We start from the raw sequence: 20,344 nt of genomic DNA, 5'->3' as shown, positions 1-20,344 counted from the left end.
CGACCTCCCGCGGCTACTCGGCGGGCTCGACCCCGGCCTTGAGCAGGCCGTAGGTGACGGCGTCCTCCAGGGCCTGCCAGGACGCGGCGATCACGTTGTCCGCGACGCCGACGGTCGACCACTCGCCGTCGCCGTCCGAGGTGGAGATGAGCACGCGGGTGGTGGAGGTGGTGCCGTGCTTGCCCTCCAGGATGCGGACCTTGTAGTCCACGAGCTCCAGCTTGGCCAGCTCCGGGTACATCCGCTCCAGGGCGACGCGCAGGGCCCGGTCGAGGGCGTTGACGGGGCCGTTGCCCTCCGCCGTCGCCACGATGCGCTCGCCCTTGGCCCACACCTTCACGGTGGCCTCGTTGGCGTGCGAGCCGTCGGGCCGGTCCTCGACGATCGCGCGCCAGGACTCGGTGCGGAAGTAGCACAGCGAGCGTCCTTCGGCCTCCGCCCGCAGGAGCAGCTCGAAGGACGCGTCGGCCGCCTCGTACGTGTAGCCCTTGAGCTCGCGCTCCTTGACGCGCTCCACGACCCGGGCGACCAGCTCGCGGTCGCCGCCGAGGTCGACGCCCAGCTCCTTGCCCTTGAGCTCGATGGAGGCGCGGCCCGCCATGTCGGAGACCAGCATGCGGATGCGGTTGCCCACAAGCTCGGGGTCGATGTGCTGGTAGAGGTCCGGGTCGACCTTGATCGCGGAGGCGTGCAGGCCCGCCTTGTGCGCGAAGGCCGAGACGCCGACGTAGGGCTGGTGGGTGGCCGGGGTGAGGTTCACGACCTCGGCGATGGCGTGCGAGACCCGGGTCATCTCGCGCAGCGCGCCCTCGGGCAGGACCTGTTTGCCGTACTTCAGCTCCAGGGCGGCGACGACCGGGAAGAGGTTGGCGTTGCCGACGCGCTCGCCGTAGCCATTGGCGGTGCACTGGACGTGGGTGGCGCCCGCGTCGACGGCGGCGAGGGTGTTGGCGACCGCGCAGCCGGTGTCGTCCTGGGCGTGGATGCCGAGCCGGGCGCCGGTGTCGGCGGCGACGGTGGCGACCACGGCCTGCACCTGCGCGGGCAGCATGCCGCCGTTGGTGTCGCACAGGACCACGACGTCCGCGCCCGCCTCGTGCGCGGCCCGCACGACGGCCTTGGCGTACTCGGGGTTGGCGCGGTAGCCGTCGAAGAAGTGCTCGCAGTCGACGAAGACGCGGCGGCCCTGCGCGCGCAGGTAGGAGACGGTGTCGCGGACCATCTCCACGTTCTCGTCGAGCGTGGTGCGCAGGGCGAGTTCGACGTGCCGGTCGTGGGACTTGGCGACCAGTGTGATCACCGGGGCTCCGGAGTCCAGGAGCGCCTTGACCTGCGGGTCCTCGGCGGCCTTGCCGCCCGCGCGACGGGTGGCGCCGAACGCGACGAGCTGCGCGTTCTTGAAGGTGACCTCCGCCGTGGCGCGGGCGAAGAACTCGGTGTCGCGCGGATTGGCGCCGGGCCAGCCGCCCTCGATGAAGCCCACGCCGAAGTCGTCCAGATGCCGGGCGATGGTCAGCTTGTCCGCGACGGTCAGATTGATGCCCTCGCGCTGCGCTCCGTCGCGCAGCGTGGTGTCGAACACGTGGAACGAATCGTCGGGCTGGCTGGTTTCCGTCGTCATCTTTCTGGCTCCTGTGTCGGATCTCGGTCTACCGGATGACCGGCTCCACCATCCTCATGATCCCTCGCGCCACGTCCGTCCGGCTGGGGTGGGCCGGAAAACAAAAAACCCCTCGCGGGTGCGAGAGGTCTGCGCGCGGATCGAAGACGGTGCCGCCCCGTACGGTCGTACGGGGGCGGTCACTGCGGACCGGCGCGCCTGCTGCCCATAATCACGGCGGTAAGCATGGGCTCAGCCTGCCATACCCCGGGCCGTACTTGAACGGCCGTCTCAGCATGCGGGCGCCGCCGGACAGCAGTCGGCCGGACGGGCTCCGCTCAGCGGAGGTGGCGCACGAACGCGTCGTAGCCGTCGTTCGTGTCACCCGGCAGCAGGCCCGCGTCCGCCGAGAGGAACGCGACGCGCTCGCCGTTCGCCGAGAGCGCGCCCGGGGCGACCTTCGCCGAGGCCGTGCCGCCCGTGGCGTCGGGGGTGACGAGGACCGTCCTGCCGGTCTTCAGGTCGCGTGCGTAGACGGGCGTTTCGGTGCCGTACCGGCTGCCGGGCTCCTTCACCTCCGTCATATAGGTGAGGCGGCGGCCGTCGGCGCTGACGGCGGGGGCGCGGGTGTAGGCCGCGCCGGGGCCGCCCTGGGTGCCGTGGACGCGCTGGTTCCGGCCGGAGGCGAGGTCGTGGACGAAGACGTTCCAGGCCTTGTCGTCGTCGTTCGGCACGAGGTGGGTGTCGCGGGACTCGAAGACGACCTTGCGGCCGTCGCCGCTGAGGGACGGTTCGAGGGACTCCTTCTCGGTCTTCGAGCCGTCGTGGGAGCGGTCGACCTGCGTCAGGCGTCCGGTGGCGCGGTCGCGCAGCCACACGTCGCTCCAGTCGTCGCCCCGCGGGCCGTTGGTGTAGTTGTGCGCGTAGACGACCTTGCGGCCGTCGTCGCTGACCGTCGGGGTGTGCGCGGAGCGCGGCTCCCAGCCGGGGTTGGGGTGGCTGATCCGCTCGGTGGTCTTCTTCTTCCGGTCGCGCAGGAACACGACCTGGCCGTCGGAGCCCTCGCGCTGCCGGGTGTCGAAGACGGCGTAGCGGGCGTCCGGAGTGAGCGAGACGGTGCCCGCGCCCTTGCCGTCGAAGCCGTCCGGCAGCTCCACGTCCAGGCGCTGGAACTTCTTCGTCGTGCGGTCGTACAGACGCACGTCGGACGCTCCGTAGTCACCGGCGGGGGCCGTGATGACGGCGACGTAGCGGCCGTCGCGGCTGAGCGAGGGGCTGCGGAGCTGGCGGCCCGCGAGCGCGACGCGCTCCGTCCTGCCGGTGGCCAGGGTGCGCACGAACACGTCGGAGCGGCCGCCCGTGTCCCCGGCCACCAGGTCGCTCGCCTCCGAGTCGAAGGCGACGACCTTGCCGTCGCGGCTGATCACCGCGGACGAGACGGCCGCGTTGCCCGCCGTGCCGCCGGGCGTGACGCTCACGCCGACCGTGCGCGGCGCGGCGGGCGCCGCGAAGGCGGTGGGCAGGGCGGTCGCCGTGACCGCCGCGACGACGACCGCGGCGGCCAGGGCCGCGCGCTTGGTGTTCTGGTGCATGGTTCGGTTCCCCCGTGCGGTGAGTGTGCGGGTCCGGCGCCCATGGCTCCGGCGTCGGTAAGGACTGCCGTACGGGCGCTCTTGGTTGCCGGTACGACTGTTCGCCCCGGGGGCGCGCGGGGGCACGTCCGACACGCCGTTCGCTTCCCCCTCACCGGATCGGTCGTCAGCGGAGGTGGCGTACGAAGACGTCGGCCTCGCCGTTGGTGTCGTCCGGTACGAGGTCGGGCGCCGCCGAACCGAACGTGACGGCGCGGCCCCCGGCGGCCACCGCGCCGACGCCCGCGCGCGCGTCGGGCGGGCCGGCGGCGGTGCTGCGGCCGGTGCGCAGGTCGAGCAGGTGCAGCCCGTCGGCCCGGGACAGCACGACGTGCCGGGCCGACGCGGTGGCCGACCTGGCGCGCCCCTCGGCGACGCGCCGGGTGGTGCCGGTGCGCGCGTCGTGGACGTACAGGCCGCCCTGGGCGTTGAAGAGGACCCGGCGGCCGTCGGCGCTGATCCGGACCAGTTCGGCCGTGCCGAGACCGGCGTCGAGCCGGGTCCGCTCCGCCGTGCCGCGAGCCTTGAGGAAGACGTCCGCCGTGTCCTCGGGGCCCTCGCTGTAGCCGCCGGTCTGGTACGCGACGCGGGTGCCGTCGCCGTTCACGGACGCCCCGCCCTTCCAGCCCTCCTCCGGTGGCGAGATCAGCTCGTCGGTTCCGGCGGCGGTGTCACGGACGTACAGCAGCCGGGAGCCCTGGGTGCCGTGGCGGTTGCCGATCGTGTACGCGACGTGCGTGCCGTCGGGGCTCAGGGACCGCACGGCGCCCAGCTCGTTGGAGCCGGGCGGGTTCTCGGGCCACAGGCGCTGCGCGGTGCCGGTGGTGGTGTCGTACACGTAGGGCGCCGTGAAGCGCGTGCCCGCGGTGAAGGCGACGCGGTCGCCGTCCGCGCTGAGCAGGGGCGCGCTGTAGAGGTGGCCGCCACCGATGTCGATGCCGGTCAGGTCGCCGGTGGTCAGGTCCTTGACCTTGAGGCAGGGCAGGAACGGCGCGCAGCCGAGGCCCGGAGCCCGCGTCACGAACGCGACGCGGCGGCCGTCGCCGCTGAGCGCGGCGTCGCCGGAGGGCCCGTCGAGCTGGGCGCCGTCGGCCGCGGTGCTGACGCGTTCGGTGCGCGGTACCTGCGGGGCCGCTTCGGCGGCGGTCGGGGCGGTGGCGCCGAGCACGGTTACCAGGGCCGCGCCCAAAAGGGTCAGGGGCCTGACGTGGCGCATGGGTTCGCCTCCTGGCGGACCGTGCGGGCGAACACGTCCGGGACGCCGTTGGTGTCCCCGGCCACGAAGCGGTCGTCGTCGAAGCCGGTGAAGACGACGGTCCGGGCGCGGGCGTCCATGCGGGCGTCCACGGCGTTCGCGGGCCTGCCGTCCTTGTCCGGCGACACCAGCCTGTCGGCGCCCGTGCGCAGGTTCCGGACGTACTCGGCGTCGTCGACGGTGTGGACCGGCCAGGTGTCGAGCAGCAGCTTCCTGCCGTCGGCCGAGACCCCGTCGACGGACAGGACGCCCTGGGGGCCGGGCAGGGCCGCGTCGACGCGGGTGACCCTGCCGGTGCGCAGATCGCGGACGAAGGGGTTGACGCTGTCGTTGGGGTCCCGGCCCGGGACGAGGTTGGAGGCGCCGGAGTCGAAGACCAGCGTGGTGCCGTCCGCGCTGAGCAGCGGGCCGGTGGCGGCGCCGTCCGCGGGGCTGCCGTCGTACGTGGTGTCGGCCTGCGTCTCGCCGCCGGTGTCGCGGTCGTGGACGTAGAGGTCGGCCCAGTCGCCGCGCGGCGGGGTGCCGTGCACGGTCTGGTAGGCCACCGTCCTGCCGTCGGCGCTGATCGTCGGGGCGCGGAAGCCGCGGAAGCCCTCCTCGCCGTCGACGGGGAAGCTGACGCGCTCGGTGCGCCGCGCACGCAGGTCGCGCACGTAGACGGCCTGGGCCCCGGTGGTGGTGTGGTCGGTGTCGTCGACGGTGAAGGCGACGGTGCGGCCGTCGGCGGAGAGCGCGGGCGCGTAGCCGCTCTCGAAGGGCATCGGCAGGTCGACGTCGGCGCGCTCGGTGCGGCCCGTGCGCAGGTCGCGGACGACGACGGCGGTCGTGTCGCCGTCCCGCGCCGTGTAGGCGAGGTGGCGGCCGTCCGCGCTGAGCGCCGGTGCGGAGAGTTCACCGAGGGGGTCCACGACGCGCTGGGTCCTGCCGCGGCGCAGCTCGCGGACGAACAGGTCGGCCCGGTCGTTGGTGTCGCCGTGGACGAGGTTGCTCGCCTGCGAGGTGAAGACGGCGATCCGGCCGTCGGCGCTCACGACCGGGTTGCCGGAGGGGCCGTTCGCCGCGCCGCCGTCGACGGCGGCGCTGATCAGGCGGGTGGTCCCGGCGGCCCCCGCCGGTGCGTGCGGCGCGGGCGCCGCGACGGCCGCGGGCAGGACCGCCACCGCGAGGAGGCCGGCCAGGGCGCTCGCGCCCGCCGCCCTCGCGGCTCGGCCCCGTCTCTTCTTCCGCTGGTCCTGGGCCATGCGTTCCCCCCGGAAGGCAGGGGCCCCGGCCCGGTGCCAGGGGCCCATCGGATGCAAGCGCACGCCGGGCGCGGGGGTCAATCAGTCGGAACGCGTACAACCTGGACGGGGCCTCAAGCGTCCGCGACGGGTCGGGGGCCGAGTGTCTGGTCGGTGAACTCCCGGGCATGGCCGAGGACTTGGGCCCTGTCCGTGCCGCGCAGACCGATCGCCAGATGGATGCTCAGGCCGTCGAGCAGCGCCCGGAGGCGGGTCGCGACCCGGTCGGGGTCGACGGCTCGGAACTCGCCGTGCGAGACGCCCTCGGCGAGCAGCGCCACCAGGTCGCGGTGCCAGGCGCCCTCGATGGCGGCCTGCCGGTCGCGGCCGCCCGCGTCGGCGTTGAGCGAGCGGTTCCACACCTCCAGCCAGAGCGTCCAGTGCGGGTCGCGGTGGCCCTTGGGCACGTACAGGTCGACGTAGGCGTCCAGGCGCTCGCGGGCCGAGGCGTCCTGGGCGAGGAGCCTGCGCCGCCGCGCGCCGAGCCGGCCCTCGCTCCACTCCAGGGTGCGCAGGAGCAGCTCGTCCTTGGAGCCGAAGTAGTAGAGGAGGTGGCCGCTGCTCATGCCGACCTCGCGGCCGAGCGCGGCCATGGTGAGCTTCTCCAGGCCGCGCTCGGCGATCATCTCCATGGCCGCGGCGAGGACGTCTTCGCGCGGGGGCGCGTTCCTGCGCGCGCTGCCCGAGGGGCTCGCTTCGGCCACGTGGTGCTCCCGCCGTCAGATCCTTGGCTGCTGCTGGGTGACGCAGTGAATGCCGCCGCCTCCGGCAAAGATCGTACGGGCGTCGACGAGCGTGACCGTGCGGCGCGGGAAAAGGCGCCGGAAGATGCCCGCGGCGAGCTCGTCGCGGGGGTCGTCGAAGCCGCACAGGACCACGCCGCCGTTGCACAGGTAGTGGTTGATATACGAGTGGTCGACCCAGCCCTCGTCGTCGGCGAGGACGGTGGGCGCGGGCACCTCGACGACTTCCAGGGCGCGGCCGCGGGCGTCCGTGCGCCCGCGCAGCAGGCCCGCGACCTCCTTGCTGACCTCGAAGTCCGGGTGGGCCGGGTCCTGCTGGCTGTGCACGAGGACGACGCCGGGCGCGGCGAAGGCGGCCACGATGTCGACGTGGCCGAGGGTGCCGAAGCCGTGGCCCGGGTAGTCGGCGGTGAGGCCGCGGGGCAGCCAGATCGCCTCGGTGGTGCCCAGGCGCGCGTGGATCTCGGCCTCGACCCGCTCCTTGGTCCAGCCGGGGTTGCGCTCGGGGCCGAGCTGCACGGTCTCGGTGAGCAGCACGGTGCCCTCGCCGTCGACGTGGATGCCGCCGCCCTCGTTCACGAGCGGCGAGGCGTGCACGGGGGCGCCCGCGAGGTCCGCGACGTGCCGGGCGATCTTCGCGTCGTGCTCCCAGCTGGCCCACTCCTGGGCGCCCCAGCCGTTGAACACCCAGTCCACGGCGGCCAGGCCGCCGGTGGCGGTGTCGCGCACGAAGGTGGGGCCGATGTCGCGCATCCAGGCGTCGTCGAGCTCCCGCTCGACGACGTCCACGTCCGGGCCGAGGAGCTGCCTCGCGGAGCCGGTCTGGCCGGGGCCGCACACCATGGTGACCGGCTCGAAGCGGCGCACGGCCCGGGCGACGGCCGCCCAGGCCCGGCGCGACGCGGCCAGGTCGTCCGGGTCCTGGAAGGTGGTGTTGGGGCCTGGCCAGGCCATCCAGGTGCGGTCGTGCGGGGCCCACTCCGGGGGCATGTACAGCGTCATGGCGGGTTCCTTGGCGAGGGTGGGGCGTCAGAGGAAGTACAGGCGGTTGAGGGACACCGAGTCGGCGGGCTCGGAGCGCAGCGGGTCGCCGTCGAGGGTGACGAGGCCGGTGCGCTGGTCCACGTCGACGGCGCCCGTACGGGAGTTCAGGCGCAGGTCCGCGGGGCCGATGCCGCGGGTGCCGCGCACGGCGACGCGGCGGCGGCGCGTGGGCATGAGGTCGTTGCCCTGGCCCACGGCGGCCTGGGCGACGAAGGCGACGGAGAGGTCGGCCGCGGTCGCGCCGTACGCCCCGAACTGCGGCCCGAGGACGAGGGGTTCGCAGGTGTCGGTCGCGGCGTTCGGATCGCCGACGACGCCGTAGGCGGGGAATCCGGCCTTCAGTACGAGCTGCGGCTTGGCGCCGAAGAACTCGGGCCGCCACAGCACGATGTCGGCGAGCTTGCCGGTCTCGATCGAGCCGACCTCGTGGGCGAGGCCGTGCGCGATGGCGGGGTTGAGGGTGAGCTTGGCGATGTAGCGCAGGACGCGCGCGTTGTCGTCGTCGGGGCCGTCGCCCTCCATCGGGCCGAGGTCGGCCTTCATCTTCCCGGCCATGGCGAAGGTGCGCCGCACGGTCTCCCCGGCGCGGCCCATGCCCTGCGCGTCGGACGAGGTGATGCCGATGGCGCCGAGGTCGTGCAGCACGTCCTCCGCGCCCATGGTCCCGGCGCGGATGCGGTCGCGGGCCATGGCGGCGTCGCCGGGCAGGTCCGTCTTCAGGTCGTGGACGGAGACGATCATCCCGTAGTGCTCGGCCACGGCGTCCCGGCCGAAGGGCAGGGTGGGGTTGGTGGAGGACCCGATGACGTTCGGCACGCCCGCCATCTTCAGGACGTTCGGTACGTGGCCGCCGCCGCACCCCTCGATGTGGAAGGCGTGGATGGTGCGCCCTTCCAGGACCTTCAGGGTGTCCTCCACCGACAGGCACTCGTTCAGGCCGTCGCTGTGCAGGGCGACCTGGACGTCGTGCTCCTCGGCGACGCGCAGCGCGGTGTCGAGGGCGCGGGTGTGGGCGCCCATGTCCTCGTGCACCTTGAAGCCGCTCGCGCCGCCCTCGGCGAGGGCCTCGACCAGCGGGGCCGGGTCCGACGACGAACCCCGGCCCAGGAAGCCGATGTTGACGGGCCAGGCGTCGAAGGCGTTGAACGCGTGCCGCAGCGCCCAGGGCGAGTTCACGCCGACGCCCCACACGGGCCCGAACTCCTGCCCGATGACCGTGGTGACGCCGGAGGCCAGCGAGGCCTCCATGATGCGCGGCGAAAGGAGGTGGACGTGGGTGTCCACGGCTCCGGCGGTGGCGATGAGTCCTTCGCCGGACACGATGGACGTACCGGTGCCGACGACGACGTCCACGCCGTCGAGGGTGTCGGGGTTCCCGGCCCGTCCGATCGCGGCGATCCGGCCCTCGCGGATGCCGATGGACACCTTCCTGATGCCCTGCGCCGCGTCGATGACGAGGACGTTGCTGATCACGACGTCGCAGGTGTCGCGGACGGCCGCGGCCTTGAGGTGCAGTCCGTCGCGGGCGGTCTTGCCGAATCCGGCGAGGAACTCGTCGCCGTACCGCTGCGCGTCGGACTCGACGCGGACGGTCAGGCCGGAGTCGCCGAGCCGGACGCGGTCCCCGGCGCGGGGGCCGTGGGTCGCGGCGTAGGCGTACGGATCGATGCTCATCGTGTCCTCGCTCCCAGGTAGCCACAGGCGGCGGCCCTGCGCAGGGCCTCTTCCTTCGCGCCCGGCGCGTCGAGCGCGCCGTCGACAAGGCCTGCGAAGCCGATCGCGACGCGGTCGCCGCCGATCGGCACGAGCCCGACGTCGACGCGCTCGCCGGGCCCGAAGCGCACCGAGGACCCGGCGGGGACGGCGAGCCGCATGCCGTAAGCGGCGGCGCGGTCGAAGTCGAGCCGGGGGTTGGCCTCGAAGAAGTGGAAGTGCGAGGTCACCGAGACCGGGACGGTGGCGGTGTTGTGCACGGCGAGGGCCGCCACCGGTGCGGGGTCCGCGTGCGCGGGTCCCGGCAGGAGGGCGCCCGGTGCCCGCTCGCCCCCGCCGTCGCCGCCGATCGGCCGGGACACGACGGCGAGCCGGGAGCCGTCGTCGAAGACGGCCTCCACGTGGACCTCGGTCACCACGTCCGCGACGCCCGGGAGCACGTCGTCCGGGCCGAGCACGGACCGGGCCCGCTCGACGGCCTCGGCGAGCCGGGCGCCGTCGCGCGCCGCCTCGCACACGGTGTCGGCGATGAGGGCGGTCGCCTCGGGCACGTTGAGCCTAAGGCCGCGCGCCCTGCGGGCCCGGGCGAGCTCGGCCGCGCCGAAGAGCAGCAGCCGGTCGCGTTCGGTGGGGGTCAGTCGCATGCCAGGCACCTCGTATCCCTGCCGCACATTTGAACGCCACTCTAAGCAAAGATTCGAGAACACGGAAGGTTCACCCATTGACGCGGCAGTGCGGCGTATCCCACATTGAACGCCACTCAAACACAGCGTCAGGGGCCCTTCATGCCGATCGAACAGCGCGGAGTCGACACCGTCCCCGAGGAGGAGCGCACCAGCGGCCCCCGTGACGTGGTCGCGATCCTCCTCGGCTCCAACCTCTGCCTCGGCGTGATCGTCTTCGGCTGGCTGCCGGTGTCGTTCGGCCTGAGCTGGTGGCAGTCCGTGTCGGCGGTGGTGGCGGGCACCCTGGCCGGCACCGCGCTGACCGCGCCCCTCGCCCTGGTGTCGCTGCGCACCGCCACGAACCTGTCCACGTCGTCCGGCGCCCAGTTCGGCGTGCGCGGCCGCCTGGTCGGCTCGGTGGTCGGGCTGCTGCTCTCGCTCGGCTACACCGCCCTGACGCTGTGGATCGGCGGCGACGTGATGGTGGGCACCCTGCACCGGCTGTGCGCCCTTCCCACCGGCGGGTTCACGTACGCCGTCGTGTACGCGCTGCTCGCGGCGGCGACCGTGGGCGGCGCGGTGTACGGCTACCAGGCGCTGCTGCGGCTCTCCCGCATGCTCGCCGTCGGCATGACCGCGCTGCTCGCCCTCGGCGTCGTGGCGTACGCGCCCGGCTTCACCGCGGCCGCGCCGCCCGAAGCGGGCGGCTACGCGCTCGGCTCCTTCTGGCCGACCTGGGCCCTCGCCCTGGTGGCCGCGGGCCTGTCCGGGCCCATCGCCTTCATCACCCTGCTCGGCGACTACACCCGGTACGTCTCCCCCGCCCGGCACACCTCGGGCTCGGTCCTGCGGGCGACCTGTCTCGGCCTGGTCGCGGGGCTCCTGGTCCCCCAGCTCTTCGGCACCTTCACGGCGTACGCGGCGAGGGCGGCGCTCGACTACGCCGGGCCGCTGGTCGCGGCGGCACCCGGCTGGTACCTGGTCCCGCTGCTGCTCGCCGCGTCCGCCGGGTCCGTCGGCAACGCGGGCCTGATGCTGTACTCGATGGGGCTCGACCTGGACGCGATCGTGCCGCGGGCGTCGCGGGCGCGGGCCACGTGCACCGTGGCGGTGCTCGCCACGGGGTGCGTGTTCGCCGGGCACTTCGCCTGGGCCGCGCAGGACGCGATGACGTCCTTCGTGCTGCTGCTCACGGCCGTCGGCACGCCCTGGGCCGTCATCACGCTCATCGGGTTCGCGCGCTGCCGCGGCGTGTACGACGCCGACGCCCTCCAGGTCTTCAACCGCCGCGCGCGGGGCGGGATCTACTGGTTCCGGGGCGGCTGGAACCCGTGGGCCACGGGTGCGTGGGCGCTCGGCGCGGCGGTGGGCCTGCTCTCGGTGTCCCTCCCCTCCTACGAGGGGCCGCTGCTCGGCCTGACCGGCGGGGTGGACGTGAGCTTCCTGCTGTCGGGGGCGGTGGGGGGTGCCGCTTACGCGGCGCACCCCGGGCCCGCCCCTTCCCGGGCCTAGGCCAGGTCCAGGACCGCCTTGCCGTGCAGGCGCCTGCCCCGCAGGGCCTCCGCGGCCTCGGCCGCCTCGGTCCACGGGCCCCGCCAGGCCACCCCGGCGTCGAGAGCGCCGGAGGCGACGCGGCCGGCCAGCCACGCCAGGTCCCGGCCCAGGGGGGCGCCCCCGCCGAGGAGGAAGAAGCTCACGACCGACCGGTCGTGCCGCCCCAGGTCCCCGTACAGCACGCCGTGCGCGAAGTGCTCGTCGTCACCGCCCGCGTGCCCCACGGACACCAGCGTCCCCCCGGCGGCCAGCGTCTCGTACGCGGCGACGAGCTGGCGCCCGCCCACCAGGTCCACCACGCCGTCCACGTCCGGCCCGGCGTCGGCGGGGTCGGCGAGGACCTCGTGCGCGCCGAGCCCCCGCAGCAGTTCCCCGTGCGCGTCCGGGTCACCGGTCGTGGCCACGACGTACGCCCCGCCCTGCCGCGCGAGCTGCACCGCGTACCGGCCGACGCCGCCCGTCGCCCCGGTGACCAGGACGCGCCGCCCGAGGAGCGGCCCGAGCCGGTGCAGGGCCCGCAGCGCGCTGGCCCCGGCGACGGGCACGGTGCTGATGACGCCGAGGTCCGCGCCCTCGGGCACGGCGCCGAGCAACGCGGTGTCGACCGCCCGGAGTTCGGCCCAGCCCCCGGCCTCCCCCACGGTCACCACCGGGGTGCCCGCGGCGGGACCGGAGCCGTCGGCGGCCGCCCGCTCCACATATCCGGCCGCGTCCCAGCCGAGCACGGCGCCCGGCTCCGCGCCCGGCACGAGCAGGGTGACCTCGCCGTGGTTCAGGGAGGTCGCGGTCACCCGGACCAGAGCCTGGTGCGCGGCGGGTTCGGGGTCGGGCGCCGTGCCGAGGCGCAGACCGGCCGGGGCGGAGGGGTCGACGAGGAGGGCGCGCATGAGGGCACCCCTTTCGGATGAGGAAGCAGGTGCCGCCATAGTGCCACTGAGTGGCATAAGCCATCAAGAGGCATTGGCTACCCGACTACACTCCCCTCATGGACACCGCCCGAGCCGCCGCTCCCCTGTCCCTGCGCGAGCGCAAGAAGCTCCGCACCCGCCAGGCGCTCATCGACACGGCCCTGGAGCTGTTCACGGAGCGCGGCTTCGACCACGTCACGCTCGACGAGCTGTGCGACGCCGTGGAGGTGTCCAAGCGGACCTTCTTCCGCACCTTCACCAGCAAGGAAGACGTGGCGATGGCGCCGCTGCACGACCTGTGGACGGCGTTCCTCGACGAACTGGGCACGGCCCGGCCCGACGGCGGTCCGCTGAGCGAGCTCCTCCGCGACGTCCTGCTCGCCGCCCTCGACCGGATGCCCGGCGAGGAGTGGGCGCACCGCGTGCTGCTCAGCCGCCGCCTCGCCGCGCACCACCCGTCGATGGACGCGCACGGCCTCGCCTTCTGCGACCGCACGGGGCGGGCCGCCCTGGACGTCGTCGTACGCCGCTTCGACCTCGGCGGCGCCGCGCACGACCCGGACCGGCTGCGCGCGCACCTGGCCGTCGACCTGCTCGTGGCCGCGTGGCGCCGCGGCCTGGAGGCCTGGACGGCGGAGGCGGGCACCCCGACCCGCGCGGACCTCGCCGCCGCCTTCCGCCGGGCCTGCGCGGCCCTGCCCGAGAGCCTGGCCCTGACCGCGCGCGTCAAGGCGGACTAGGGCCGCCGGTCCGGACGCACGAGGGCCGGGCCCGGCAGTGGCTGCCGGGCCCGGCCCTCGGGGACGGATGATTCGGACGGGGGCTCAGCCCAGGCGGTGCATCCAGCCGTGCTCGTCCTCGCGCACGCCGCGCTGGATGTCGAGCAGCGCCTCGCGGAGCCTCATGGTGACCTCACCGGGCCGGCCCTCGCTCTGCGTCCACTCGCCGCGCTGCGCCTTGACGGTGCCGACGGGCGTGATCACGGCGGCCGTGCCGCAGGCGAAGACCTCCGTGAGCGTGCCGTTCTCCGTGTCGGCCTGCCACTGGTCGATGGAGACGCGGGCCTCCTCGGACACATAGCCGAGGTCGCGGGCGACGGTCAGGAGGGAGTCGCGCGTGATGCCCTCCAGGATGGAGCCGGAGAGCGAGGGGGTCACGATCCTGTCCCCGTACACGAAGTACAGGTTCATGCCGCCCAGTTCCTCGACCCACTTGTGCTCGACGGCGTCGAGGTAGGCGACCTGGTCGCAGCCCTTCTGCGCGGCCTCGGCCTGCGCGAGCAGCGACGCGGCGTAGTTGCCGCCGGTCTTGGCGTCGCCCATGCCGCCGGGGACGGCGCGCACGCGGTCCTCGGAGAGCCAGATCGAGACGGGCTTGACGCCGCCGGGGAAGTAGGCGCCCGCCGGGGAGGCGATGACCACGAAGAGGTACTCGTTGGCGGGCTTCACACCGAGGCTCGCCTCGGTCGCGATCATGAACGGGCGCAGATACAGGGACTCCTCGCCGCCGTGGCCCGGCACCCAGTCGATGTCCTGGCGCACCAGCGCGTCACAGGCCTCGATGAAGGTCTCGACCGGCAGCTCCGGCATGGCCAGGCGGCGCGCGGAGGACTGGAAGCGGCGGGCGTTGGCCTCGGGGCGGAACAGGGCGACCGAGCCGTCGGGCTGGCGGTAGGCCTTCATGCCCTCGAAGATCTCCTGCGCGTAGTGCAGGACGTTCGTCGCCGGGTCGAGCGAGAGCGGGCCGTAGGGCACGAGCTGGCCGTCGTGCCAGCCGCGGCCCTCGGTCCAGCGGATCGTCACCATGTGGTCGGTGAAGTGGCGGCCGAACCCGGGGTTGGCGAGCACCGCCTCGCGCTCCGCGGCCTGGGCCGGGGTCGAGGAGGGCTTCAGCTCGATCGTGGGCGTCGTCATGGTTGCGTGTCCTTCACCGGTTTCGTGTGTGACGGACCGCGCTCACTCAGACCGTACGCGCGTGCTGCTCACGACGTACGGGTGTGCGCCGCTTCGCGGCCCCACGTCCGATTATCGCTCGTGGGGTGCCGTGCACGAAACGGCGGGATCTGCGGCCCCTGGGATCCGATGGTGACACCCGGTGACCGGATACGAGAAGCCGCCGGGTGCCCATGATGACCCGGCGGCTTCAAGGAAGGGAGCTGCTGCCGACGGATCAGCCCGCTACGCGTACGGCGAGCGCGTCGCCGATCTCGTCGGTGCTGCGCACGGTGGTCCCGCGGGCGCCGAGGTCGGTGGAGACGGCCTCCTCGACCCGGGCCGCCTCGGCGTCGTACCCGAGGTGGCGCAGGAGCAGGGCGACGGAGAGCACGGTCGCGGTCGGGTCGGCCTTGCCCTGGCCCGCGATGTCGGGCGCCGAGCCGTGCACCGGCTCGAACATCGACGGGAACGCGCGGGCGGGGTTGATGTTGCCGGAGGCCGCGACGCCGATGCCGCCGGAGACGGCCGCGGCGAGGTCGGTGATGATGTCGCCGAAGAGGTTGTCGGTGACGATCACGTCGAAGCGCTCGGGCTGGGTGACGAGGTAGATCGTCGCCGCGTCCACGTGCATGTACTCGGTGGTGACGTCGGGGAACTCCGCGGCCACCTTGTTGAAGACGTTCGTCCACAGGTGGCCGGCGAAGGCGAGCACGTTGTTCTTGTGGATCAGCGCGAGCTTCTTGCGCGGCCGCGCCTGGGCGCGGGCGAAGGCGTCGCGCACGACGCGCTCCACGCCGAAGGCGGTGTTGACGGAGACCTCGGTGGCGACCTCGTGCTCGGTGCCCTGGCGGATGGTGCCGCCGTTGCCCGTGTAGGGGCCCTCGGTGCCTTCGCGGACGACGACGAAGTCGATCTCGGGCTGCCCGGCGAGCGGGGTCGCGACGCCCGGCAGGAGCTTGCTCGGACGCAGGTTCACATGGTGGTCGAAGGCGAAGCGGAGCTTGAGCAGGAAGCCGCGCTCCAGGACGCCGGAGGGCACCGACGGGTCGCCGATGGCGCCGAGCAGGATCGCGTCGTGCTTCTTCAGGTCCGCGAGGTCGGCGTCGGTGAGGGTCTCCCCGGTGGCGTGGTAGCGCCGCGCGCCGAAGTCGTACTCCTTGGTCTCCAGCTTCACATCCTGCGGGAGGACGGCGTTGAGGACCTTGAGCCCCTGGGCCACGACTTCCTGGCCGATCCCATCACCGGGGATCACTGCGAGATTGATGCTGCGAGACATGACGGCACCCTACCGTTCGTCCCATCCAATGACACGGGCCGTCCGCGATGTGGACAGACCCGTTCCCTCCGCGCGTACGCCACCACACGGACATGCTCTCTTCACCCGCAGGTATGGCGGGAGTTGGACGCCCCTGGGAAGTTCCCACGTCATGGAGACTCCCGATGTCGGCATACCCGAGCGGCTCGCACGGCGGATGACGATGGCCGAGCAGCACGAGTACCTGCGCGCGAAGCTCTCCCGGCGCAGGGTGCTCGCCGGTTCCTTCGCGACCGCGGGCGCCGCGGGCGGGCTCGGTCTGCTCGCGGGCAGCTCGGGCAGCGCGTACGCCGAGCGCCCGACGGCGGCGCACCCGCTCGCGGCGCCGGCCGCACCGGTGCGCGTGGACGGCCGTCTCGTCGCGCCCTTCGGCCGCCACCTGGCCTTCGGCGCCGATCCGCGGACGCAGCTGCGCGTCTCCTGGCAGGTGCCGCTGGCGGTCAAATCCCCGTACCTGCGCGTGGGTACGGAGCCCTGGGAGCTGAGCCAGAGGATCCCGGCGGAGGTCCGGGACCTGCGCACGCCGTCGCTCTCACGGAAGCTCCCCGCGGTCGAGCAGTACTACCTGCACGCGGCCCTGGACGGTCTGAGGCCGGGCACGACGTATTACTACGGCGTCGGCCACGACGGCTTCGACCCGGCGTCGCCCGAGCGCTCGGGCACGATCGGCACGTTCCGCACCGCGCCGGCGCGACCGGAGAAGTTCGTCTTCACGGCCTTCGGCGACCAGGGCGTGAGCTATCACGCGCTCGCCAACGACCAGTTGATCCTGGGGCAGAACCCGTCGTTCCATCTGCACGCGGGCGACATCTGCTACGCGGACACCACCGGGCACGGCAAGGACACGGACAAGTACGACGCCCGCGTGTGGGACCAGTTCCTCGCGCAGACGGAGTCGGTGGCGAAGTCCGTGCCGTGGATGGTGACGACCGGCAACCACGACATGGAGGCCTGGTACTCGCCGAACGGCTACGGCGGCCAGTCGGCCCGCTGGTCGCTGCCGGACAACGGCTTCGACCCCGCCGACGCGCCCGGCGTCTACTCGTTCCGCTACGGCAACGTCGGCGTCGTGGCGCTCGACGCCAACGACGTGTCGTACGAGATACCCGCCAACAAGGGCTACTCGGACGGCAGGCAGACCGCGTGGCTCGACCGGCGCCTGGGCGAGCTGCGCGCGGACGACGACGTCGACTTCGTCGTCGTCTTCTTCCACCACTGCGCGTACTCGACGTCGACGCACGGCTCCGACGGCGGGGTGCGCGACGCGTGGGTGCCGCTGTTCGCCAAGCACCAGGTGGACCTGGTGATCAACGGCCACAACCACGTGTACGAGCGGACCGACGCCATCAAGGGCGGCGAGGTCGGCAGGCCCGTACCGGTCGGAGCGTCGACCGATCCGACGCGCGACGGCATCGTGTACGTCACCGCGGGCGGCGCGGGCAAGGACCTCTACGGCTTCCCGGCCGGGGTGAAGGACAGCTACGAGGGCCGGGTGAAGGACCGGGAGTCGGTCCTCACCTTCCACTGGACCAAGCTCCGCCTGCCCGACCCGGACACCGTGGAGTGGTCACGCGTGCGCTACACCGGCTTCTCGTTCCTCGCGGTGGAGGTGACGGCCGGGGCGCACCCCAGGCTCACGGTCTCCGCGCTCGCCGAGAGCGGCGAGCGCGTCGACCACTTCGAGATCGTGCGCGGCGCGTAGCCGCGGGGCGGCTCAGTGCCCCGTCTCGCCGCCGTTGTCCCTGCGGTCGAGGGCCCGCTGGAGGGCGGCGGCGGCGTTCTTGCGCTCGGTGTCGCTGGGGCGGAGGCTGCGGCGGACTCGTCGGACGGTCGTCTCGGCCATGGGTATTCGACTCCTTCGAACCAGGCGTCCGCGGAAAAGGGGACGCAAAGGGTTACGAGACGCCGGAAAGGGCGGGGAGCGGGGCCGCAGGGTTCGCCTGCGCGGGGCCGTGCTCACATCCGCCGTTCGCTTGATCGAGCGAGACGTTCGGCTCCTACAAAGCTAGGACAGCTTCCGCTTTCTGTCTCTACAAATACTCGGGCTTCCTACTATTTGAGACGGCGGCCTCCGCGGCGGCCGCTCTCAGCTCCCGGATCAGCGCTCTGACCACGTGCGTCGCGGCCTGCTCGGGCGTAGTGACATAGCCCACGGAGCGGGTCGGCCGGCCGGGCCCGAGATCGGTGACCGCCACGCTCGGCGGCGCCCCCGTGAGCGACAGGGCGGGCATGACCGCCATGGCGTGCCCGGCGCTCACCAGCGCGAGCACCGCGCCGTCGTCCTCGGTCCGCGTGGTGGCCCGCGGCAGCCAGTCCTGCCGCGCCCACCAGTCGCGGGTGTACGAGGTGCAGTTCTCGGCCCAGTCGACGAGGGGCAGGGAGCGCGGGTCCGGATGCCCTGCCGGGTGCACGAACGCGTAGGGCTCCTCCACCAGTACGCCGCCGACGAGCCCGGCCGGTACCGGTGAGGTCGTGCCGATGGTGGCGATGCCGACGTCGGCGCGGCCGTCGGCGACCTCGCCCGCGGTGCCGCGCCCCAGCTCCCGCACCACGCGGACCTCGGGCTCGATGCCGGGGTGGCGGGCGCGCAGCCGCGTGAGCGCGGCCGGGAGCAGATGCAGGGCCGCGCTGCGGAACGCGGCGATGCGCAGCGGCCCGGCGACGGCGACCGGGCCGCCACCGTCGGCGGCGGCGCGCGCCTCGGCGGCGAGGGTCTCCAGGAGCCGCAGCACGCGCCGGGCATGGGCGACGGCGCTCTCGCCCGCCGCGGTGGGCGCGGCTCCCCCGCGGCCGCGCTCGAAGAGCACGGCGCCGATCTTCTGCTCCGTGCCGCGCACCGAGTGCGAGACGGCGGACTGCGTCAGGCCGAGGGCCGCGGCGGCGCCGGAGAAGCTGCGGGTGTCCGCGACGGCCACGATGATCCGCAGCTCGTGCGGGGCGAGGTCGTGCTCGGCCATCCGTTCCCACTCGTCCTTCCCTGCCCACGAGGGGCGTGCCACCTGCGCCCATGAGGAGCGCTCATGGTTCACCGCGTTCCATGAGCCGAACCCTCTGCCGCGCGGGGGCATTCCCGCCGTACGTTTCCCGGCATGACCAGCGACACGGCCCTGACCGTCCAGCAGACCGCCCGCCCGCACGGCTTCCCCTCGCCCGCGCACTTCGCGTTCGTGGAGTCGGCGCTTGAGGGGCCCGCGCCGGGCTCGGCGCTCGTGGAGAACCTCTACTGGTCGGTGGACCCCTACCACCGCGAAATGATGGACGGCGACTTCGCGCTCGACGCGCCGCTGGAGGGCCGCACCCTGGGGCGGGTGATCGCCTCGCGCGAGCCGTCGCTCCCGGAGGGCGAGATCGTCTTCCACCGCAAGGGCTGGCGCACGCACGCGGTGGTGACGCCGCGGGAGGCCCGCGTCCTGCCGCGCTTCGAGGGGGTGCCCCTCTCCGCGCATCTGGGCATCCTGGGCGGCACCGGCCTGACCGCGTACGTCGGCCTGACCCGGATCACGCCGGTGCGCGCGGGCGACGACCTGTTCGTGTCGGCGGCGGCGGGCGGCGTCGGCACGGCCGCCGGGCGCCTCGCGAAGCTCCTCGGCGCGGGCCGGGTCGTCGGCAGCGCGGGCTCGGCGGCGAAAGTCGCCTACCTCAAGGAACACGTCGGCTACGACGACGCCTTCGACTACCACGAAGGACCGGCCGCCGCGCTGCTCGCGAAGGCGGCGCCCGGCGGCGTGGACCTCTACGTCGACAACGTCGGCGGCGAGCAGCTGGAGGCGGCGATCGAGGGCCTGCGCGACCGCGGCCGCATCCTCCGCGTCGGCACGGTCGCGCAGTACAACAGCACCCGGGCCCTGGCCGCGCCCCGCAACCTCTCGGAGATCGTGGAGAAGAGCCTGCGCATGGAGGGCTTCCTCGTCCGTGACTACTACGACGTACAGGAGGAGTTGTACGCGTACGTGGTCCCGCATCTGCTCAGCGGCCGGATCGGTCTCGACGAGACGGTGGTGGACGGCTTCGACCGGATCGTCGAGGCGTTCCTGGGGATGCTGCGGGGCGAGAACGTGGGGAAGATGATCGTGCGGGCACGAACGTGAGCCCGGGCGCGGAACCGCGAGAACGCCCTCAGAAAACGTCCCCGTCGCGCCAGTCGATCAGCAGCGGATGCGCCGGGTCGAGGTCCGCGCCGTACAGCATGGGGGCGTCCTCGTCGGGCATCTCCTCCACGCCCTCGGGGCCGAGCGTCCCGACGAGGCCCGGCCAGGTCCGCCAGCCGTGCGCGAGGTACAGCTTCTCGCCCTCCTCGGACGGTGAGAGGACGCCCAGGTCGTAGGCCCGCTCGACGATTCCCTCCAGGGCGCTCATGACCTGCGCGCCGAGGCCCTGCCGCTGCCGGTCGGGGCGGGTGGCGACGGCTTCCACGTAACCGACGCGCAGCGAACGGCCGTTGTGCAGGACGCGCCGCTGCACGACGGAGCCGTGCGCGAGCAGCTCCCCGTCGGCGTCGTGGACGAGGGCGTGCAGACCGCCGAGCCCGTGGTCCCAGTCCTCGTCGGAGAAGTCCCCGTCGAAGGCGAGGTCCATGAGGGCGCGGGCGGCGGCGAGGTCGGCGGGGGCGAGTTCCGCGGTGTGCGCGGTGCGGAGGGCGGTCTGCGTGGTCACGCGCTCACGGTACTTAGGCGGCACTTGAGTACGCATCCCGATTTGCCGG

The 20,344-nt window shown here is 73.5% G+C and carries 18 protein-coding genes; 4 read left to right on the top strand and 14 right to left on the bottom strand.

What is annotated here, in order from left to right:
* Positions 1 to 13: 13 nt before the first annotated feature.
* The 8 genes from cimA to ureA all read right to left on the bottom strand — a co-directional run bounded on the left by cimA (position 14) and on the right by ureA (position 9,910).
* Positions 14 to 1,621, bottom strand: a complete 1,608-nt coding sequence (cimA, locus tag CP982_RS29535; protein ID WP_150513258.1) for a citramalate synthase — start codon at positions 1,619 to 1,621, stop codon at positions 14 to 16.
* A 317-nt stretch (positions 1,622 to 1,938) separates the two neighbouring features.
* Positions 1,939 to 3,192 (bottom strand): TolB family protein, encoded by a 1,254-nt coding sequence (locus CP982_RS29530; RefSeq protein WP_150513257.1) that lies wholly within the window; start codon positions 3,190 to 3,192, stop codon positions 1,939 to 1,941.
* Between the two features lie 166 nt (positions 3,193 to 3,358).
* Entirely contained in the window at positions 3,359 to 4,447 is a 1,089-nt protein-coding gene (locus tag CP982_RS29525; protein WP_150513256.1) for a hypothetical protein, read from the bottom strand.
* Positions 4,426 to 5,727, bottom strand: coding sequence for a TolB-like translocation protein (locus CP982_RS29520; protein ID WP_150513255.1), 1,302 nt, complete (start codon positions 5,725 to 5,727; stop codon positions 4,426 to 4,428). Before CP982_RS29520 ends, CP982_RS29525 begins: the two co-directional genes overlap by 22 nt.
* A gap of 113 nt (positions 5,728 to 5,840) precedes the next feature.
* Complete coding sequence (locus CP982_RS29515; RefSeq protein ID WP_150515767.1) at positions 5,841 to 6,398, bottom strand: TetR/AcrR family transcriptional regulator; 558 nt, start codon at positions 6,396 to 6,398, stop codon at positions 5,841 to 5,843.
* Between the two features lie 87 nt (positions 6,399 to 6,485).
* Positions 6,486 to 7,511, bottom strand: coding sequence for an agmatine deiminase family protein (locus CP982_RS29510; protein ID WP_150513254.1), 1,026 nt, complete (start codon positions 7,509 to 7,511; stop codon positions 6,486 to 6,488).
* Between the two features lie 27 nt (positions 7,512 to 7,538).
* Positions 7,539 to 9,227 carry an urease subunit alpha gene (locus CP982_RS29505; RefSeq protein WP_150513253.1) on the bottom strand — a complete coding sequence of 563 codons (1,689 nt, stop codon included), beginning with the start codon at positions 9,225 to 9,227 and terminating at the stop codon, positions 7,539 to 7,541.
* Positions 9,224 to 9,910, bottom strand: coding sequence for an urease subunit gamma (ureA, locus tag CP982_RS29500; RefSeq protein ID WP_150513252.1), 687 nt, complete (start codon positions 9,908 to 9,910; stop codon positions 9,224 to 9,226). Before ureA ends, CP982_RS29505 begins: the two co-directional genes overlap by 4 nt.
* A gap of 141 nt (positions 9,911 to 10,051) precedes the next feature.
* Between ureA and CP982_RS29495 the strand changes: the two genes are divergently transcribed.
* On the top strand, positions 10,052 to 11,443 hold the full coding sequence (locus CP982_RS29495) for a cytosine permease (RefSeq protein WP_150513251.1): 1,392 nt from the start codon (positions 10,052 to 10,054) through the stop codon (positions 11,441 to 11,443).
* Here the strand turns inward: CP982_RS29495 and CP982_RS29490 are convergent.
* Complete coding sequence (locus CP982_RS29490) at positions 11,440 to 12,372, bottom strand: zinc-binding dehydrogenase (protein WP_150513250.1); 933 nt, start codon at positions 12,370 to 12,372, stop codon at positions 11,440 to 11,442. The genes CP982_RS29495 and CP982_RS29490 overlap by 4 nt on opposite strands.
* A 98-nt stretch (positions 12,373 to 12,470) precedes the next feature.
* On the opposite strand from CP982_RS29490, the gene CP982_RS29485 reads away from it, so the two are divergent.
* Positions 12,471 to 13,133: a TetR family transcriptional regulator gene (locus CP982_RS29485; RefSeq protein WP_150513249.1), complete on the top strand. Its 663-nt coding sequence runs from the start codon at positions 12,471 to 12,473 to the stop codon at positions 13,131 to 13,133.
* An 84-nt stretch (positions 13,134 to 13,217) separates the two neighbouring features.
* On the opposite strand, the gene CP982_RS29480 is transcribed toward CP982_RS29485, so the two are convergent.
* Complete coding sequence (locus CP982_RS29480) at positions 13,218 to 14,306, bottom strand: branched-chain amino acid aminotransferase (protein ID WP_150513248.1); 1,089 nt, start codon at positions 14,304 to 14,306, stop codon at positions 13,218 to 13,220.
* A 256-nt stretch (positions 14,307 to 14,562) separates the two neighbouring features.
* On the bottom strand, positions 14,563 to 15,603 hold the full coding sequence (locus CP982_RS29475) for a 3-isopropylmalate dehydrogenase (protein ID WP_150513247.1): 1,041 nt from the start codon (positions 15,601 to 15,603) through the stop codon (positions 14,563 to 14,565).
* A gap of 151 nt (positions 15,604 to 15,754) precedes the next feature.
* Between CP982_RS29475 and CP982_RS29470 the strand changes: the two genes are divergently transcribed.
* On the top strand, positions 15,755 to 17,344 hold the full coding sequence (locus CP982_RS29470) for a purple acid phosphatase family protein (RefSeq protein WP_150513246.1): 1,590 nt from the start codon (positions 15,755 to 15,757) through the stop codon (positions 17,342 to 17,344).
* 12 nt (positions 17,345 to 17,356) lie between these two features.
* Here the strand turns inward: CP982_RS29470 and CP982_RS43000 are convergent, their stop codons facing one another.
* Positions 17,357 to 17,485, bottom strand: a complete 129-nt coding sequence (locus CP982_RS43000) for a hypothetical protein (RefSeq protein ID WP_260422910.1) — start codon at positions 17,483 to 17,485, stop codon at positions 17,357 to 17,359.
* A gap of 187 nt (positions 17,486 to 17,672) precedes the next feature.
* The gene (locus tag CP982_RS29465; protein WP_150513245.1) at positions 17,673 to 18,599 is read right to left on the bottom strand and encodes a LysR family transcriptional regulator; all 927 of its coding nucleotides are present in this window, start codon (positions 18,597 to 18,599) and stop codon (positions 17,673 to 17,675) included.
* Positions 18,600 to 18,731: 132 nt separating this feature from the next.
* Between CP982_RS29465 and CP982_RS29460 the strand changes: the two genes are divergently transcribed.
* Complete coding sequence (locus CP982_RS29460; RefSeq protein ID WP_150513244.1) at positions 18,732 to 19,730, top strand: MDR family NADP-dependent oxidoreductase; 999 nt, start codon at positions 18,732 to 18,734, stop codon at positions 19,728 to 19,730.
* Between the two features lie 28 nt (positions 19,731 to 19,758).
* Here CP982_RS29460 and CP982_RS29455 read toward each other — a convergent pair whose 3' ends face one another.
* Positions 19,759 to 20,331, bottom strand: a complete 573-nt coding sequence (locus tag CP982_RS29455; RefSeq protein ID WP_150513243.1) for a GNAT family N-acetyltransferase — start codon at positions 20,329 to 20,331, stop codon at positions 19,759 to 19,761.
* Between the last annotated feature and the right edge of the window lie 13 nt (positions 20,332 to 20,344).

Source organism: Streptomyces spectabilis, from assembly GCF_008704795.1.
Taxonomy (GTDB): Bacteria; Actinomycetota; Actinomycetes; order Streptomycetales; family Streptomycetaceae; genus Streptomyces; species Streptomyces spectabilis.
Note: the sequence above shows the minus strand (reverse complement) of the source record. Positions and strands in the feature narration are given on the sequence as shown.

Coding starts and splice junctions, on each gene's coding strand:
- CP982_RS29495 (WP_150513251.1), top strand. CDS start 10,052: ATGCCGATCGAACAGCGCGGAGTCGACACCGTCCCCGAGGAGGAGCGC.
- cimA (WP_150513258.1), bottom strand. CDS start 1,621: ATGACGACGGAAACCAGCCAGCCCGACGATTCGTTCCACGTGTTCGAC.
- CP982_RS29475 (WP_150513247.1), bottom strand. CDS start 15,603: ATGTCTCGCAGCATCAATCTCGCAGTGATCCCCGGTGATGGGATCGGC.
- CP982_RS29455 (WP_150513243.1), bottom strand. CDS start 20,331: ATGCGTACTCAAGTGCCGCCTAAGTACCGTGAGCGCGTGACCACGCAG.
- CP982_RS29515 (WP_150515767.1), bottom strand. CDS start 6,398: ATGGAGATGATCGCCGAGCGCGGCCTGGAGAAGCTCACCATGGCCGCG.
- CP982_RS29505 (WP_150513253.1), bottom strand. CDS start 9,227: ATGAGCATCGATCCGTACGCCTACGCCGCGACCCACGGCCCCCGCGCC.
- CP982_RS29465 (WP_150513245.1), bottom strand. CDS start 18,599: ATGGCCGAGCACGACCTCGCCCCGCACGAGCTGCGGATCATCGTGGCC.
- CP982_RS29485 (WP_150513249.1), top strand. CDS start 12,471: ATGGACACCGCCCGAGCCGCCGCTCCCCTGTCCCTGCGCGAGCGCAAG.
- CP982_RS29520 (WP_150513255.1), bottom strand. CDS start 5,727: ATGGCCCAGGACCAGCGGAAGAAGAGACGGGGCCGAGCCGCGAGGGCG.
- CP982_RS29530 (WP_150513257.1), bottom strand. CDS start 3,192: ATGCACCAGAACACCAAGCGCGCGGCCCTGGCCGCCGCGGTCGTCGTC.
- CP982_RS43000 (WP_260422910.1), bottom strand. CDS start 17,485: ATGGCCGAGACGACCGTCCGACGAGTCCGCCGCAGCCTCCGCCCCAGC.
- CP982_RS29470 (WP_150513246.1), top strand. CDS start 15,755: ATGGAGACTCCCGATGTCGGCATACCCGAGCGGCTCGCACGGCGGATG.
- CP982_RS29480 (WP_150513248.1), bottom strand. CDS start 14,306: ATGACGACGCCCACGATCGAGCTGAAGCCCTCCTCGACCCCGGCCCAG.
- CP982_RS29510 (WP_150513254.1), bottom strand. CDS start 7,511: ATGACGCTGTACATGCCCCCGGAGTGGGCCCCGCACGACCGCACCTGG.
- ureA (WP_150513252.1), bottom strand. CDS start 9,910: ATGCGACTGACCCCCACCGAACGCGACCGGCTGCTGCTCTTCGGCGCG.
- CP982_RS29490 (WP_150513250.1), bottom strand. CDS start 12,372: ATGCGCGCCCTCCTCGTCGACCCCTCCGCCCCGGCCGGTCTGCGCCTC.
- CP982_RS29460 (WP_150513244.1), top strand. CDS start 18,732: ATGACCAGCGACACGGCCCTGACCGTCCAGCAGACCGCCCGCCCGCAC.
- CP982_RS29525 (WP_150513256.1), bottom strand. CDS start 4,447: ATGCGCCACGTCAGGCCCCTGACCCTTTTGGGCGCGGCCCTGGTAACC.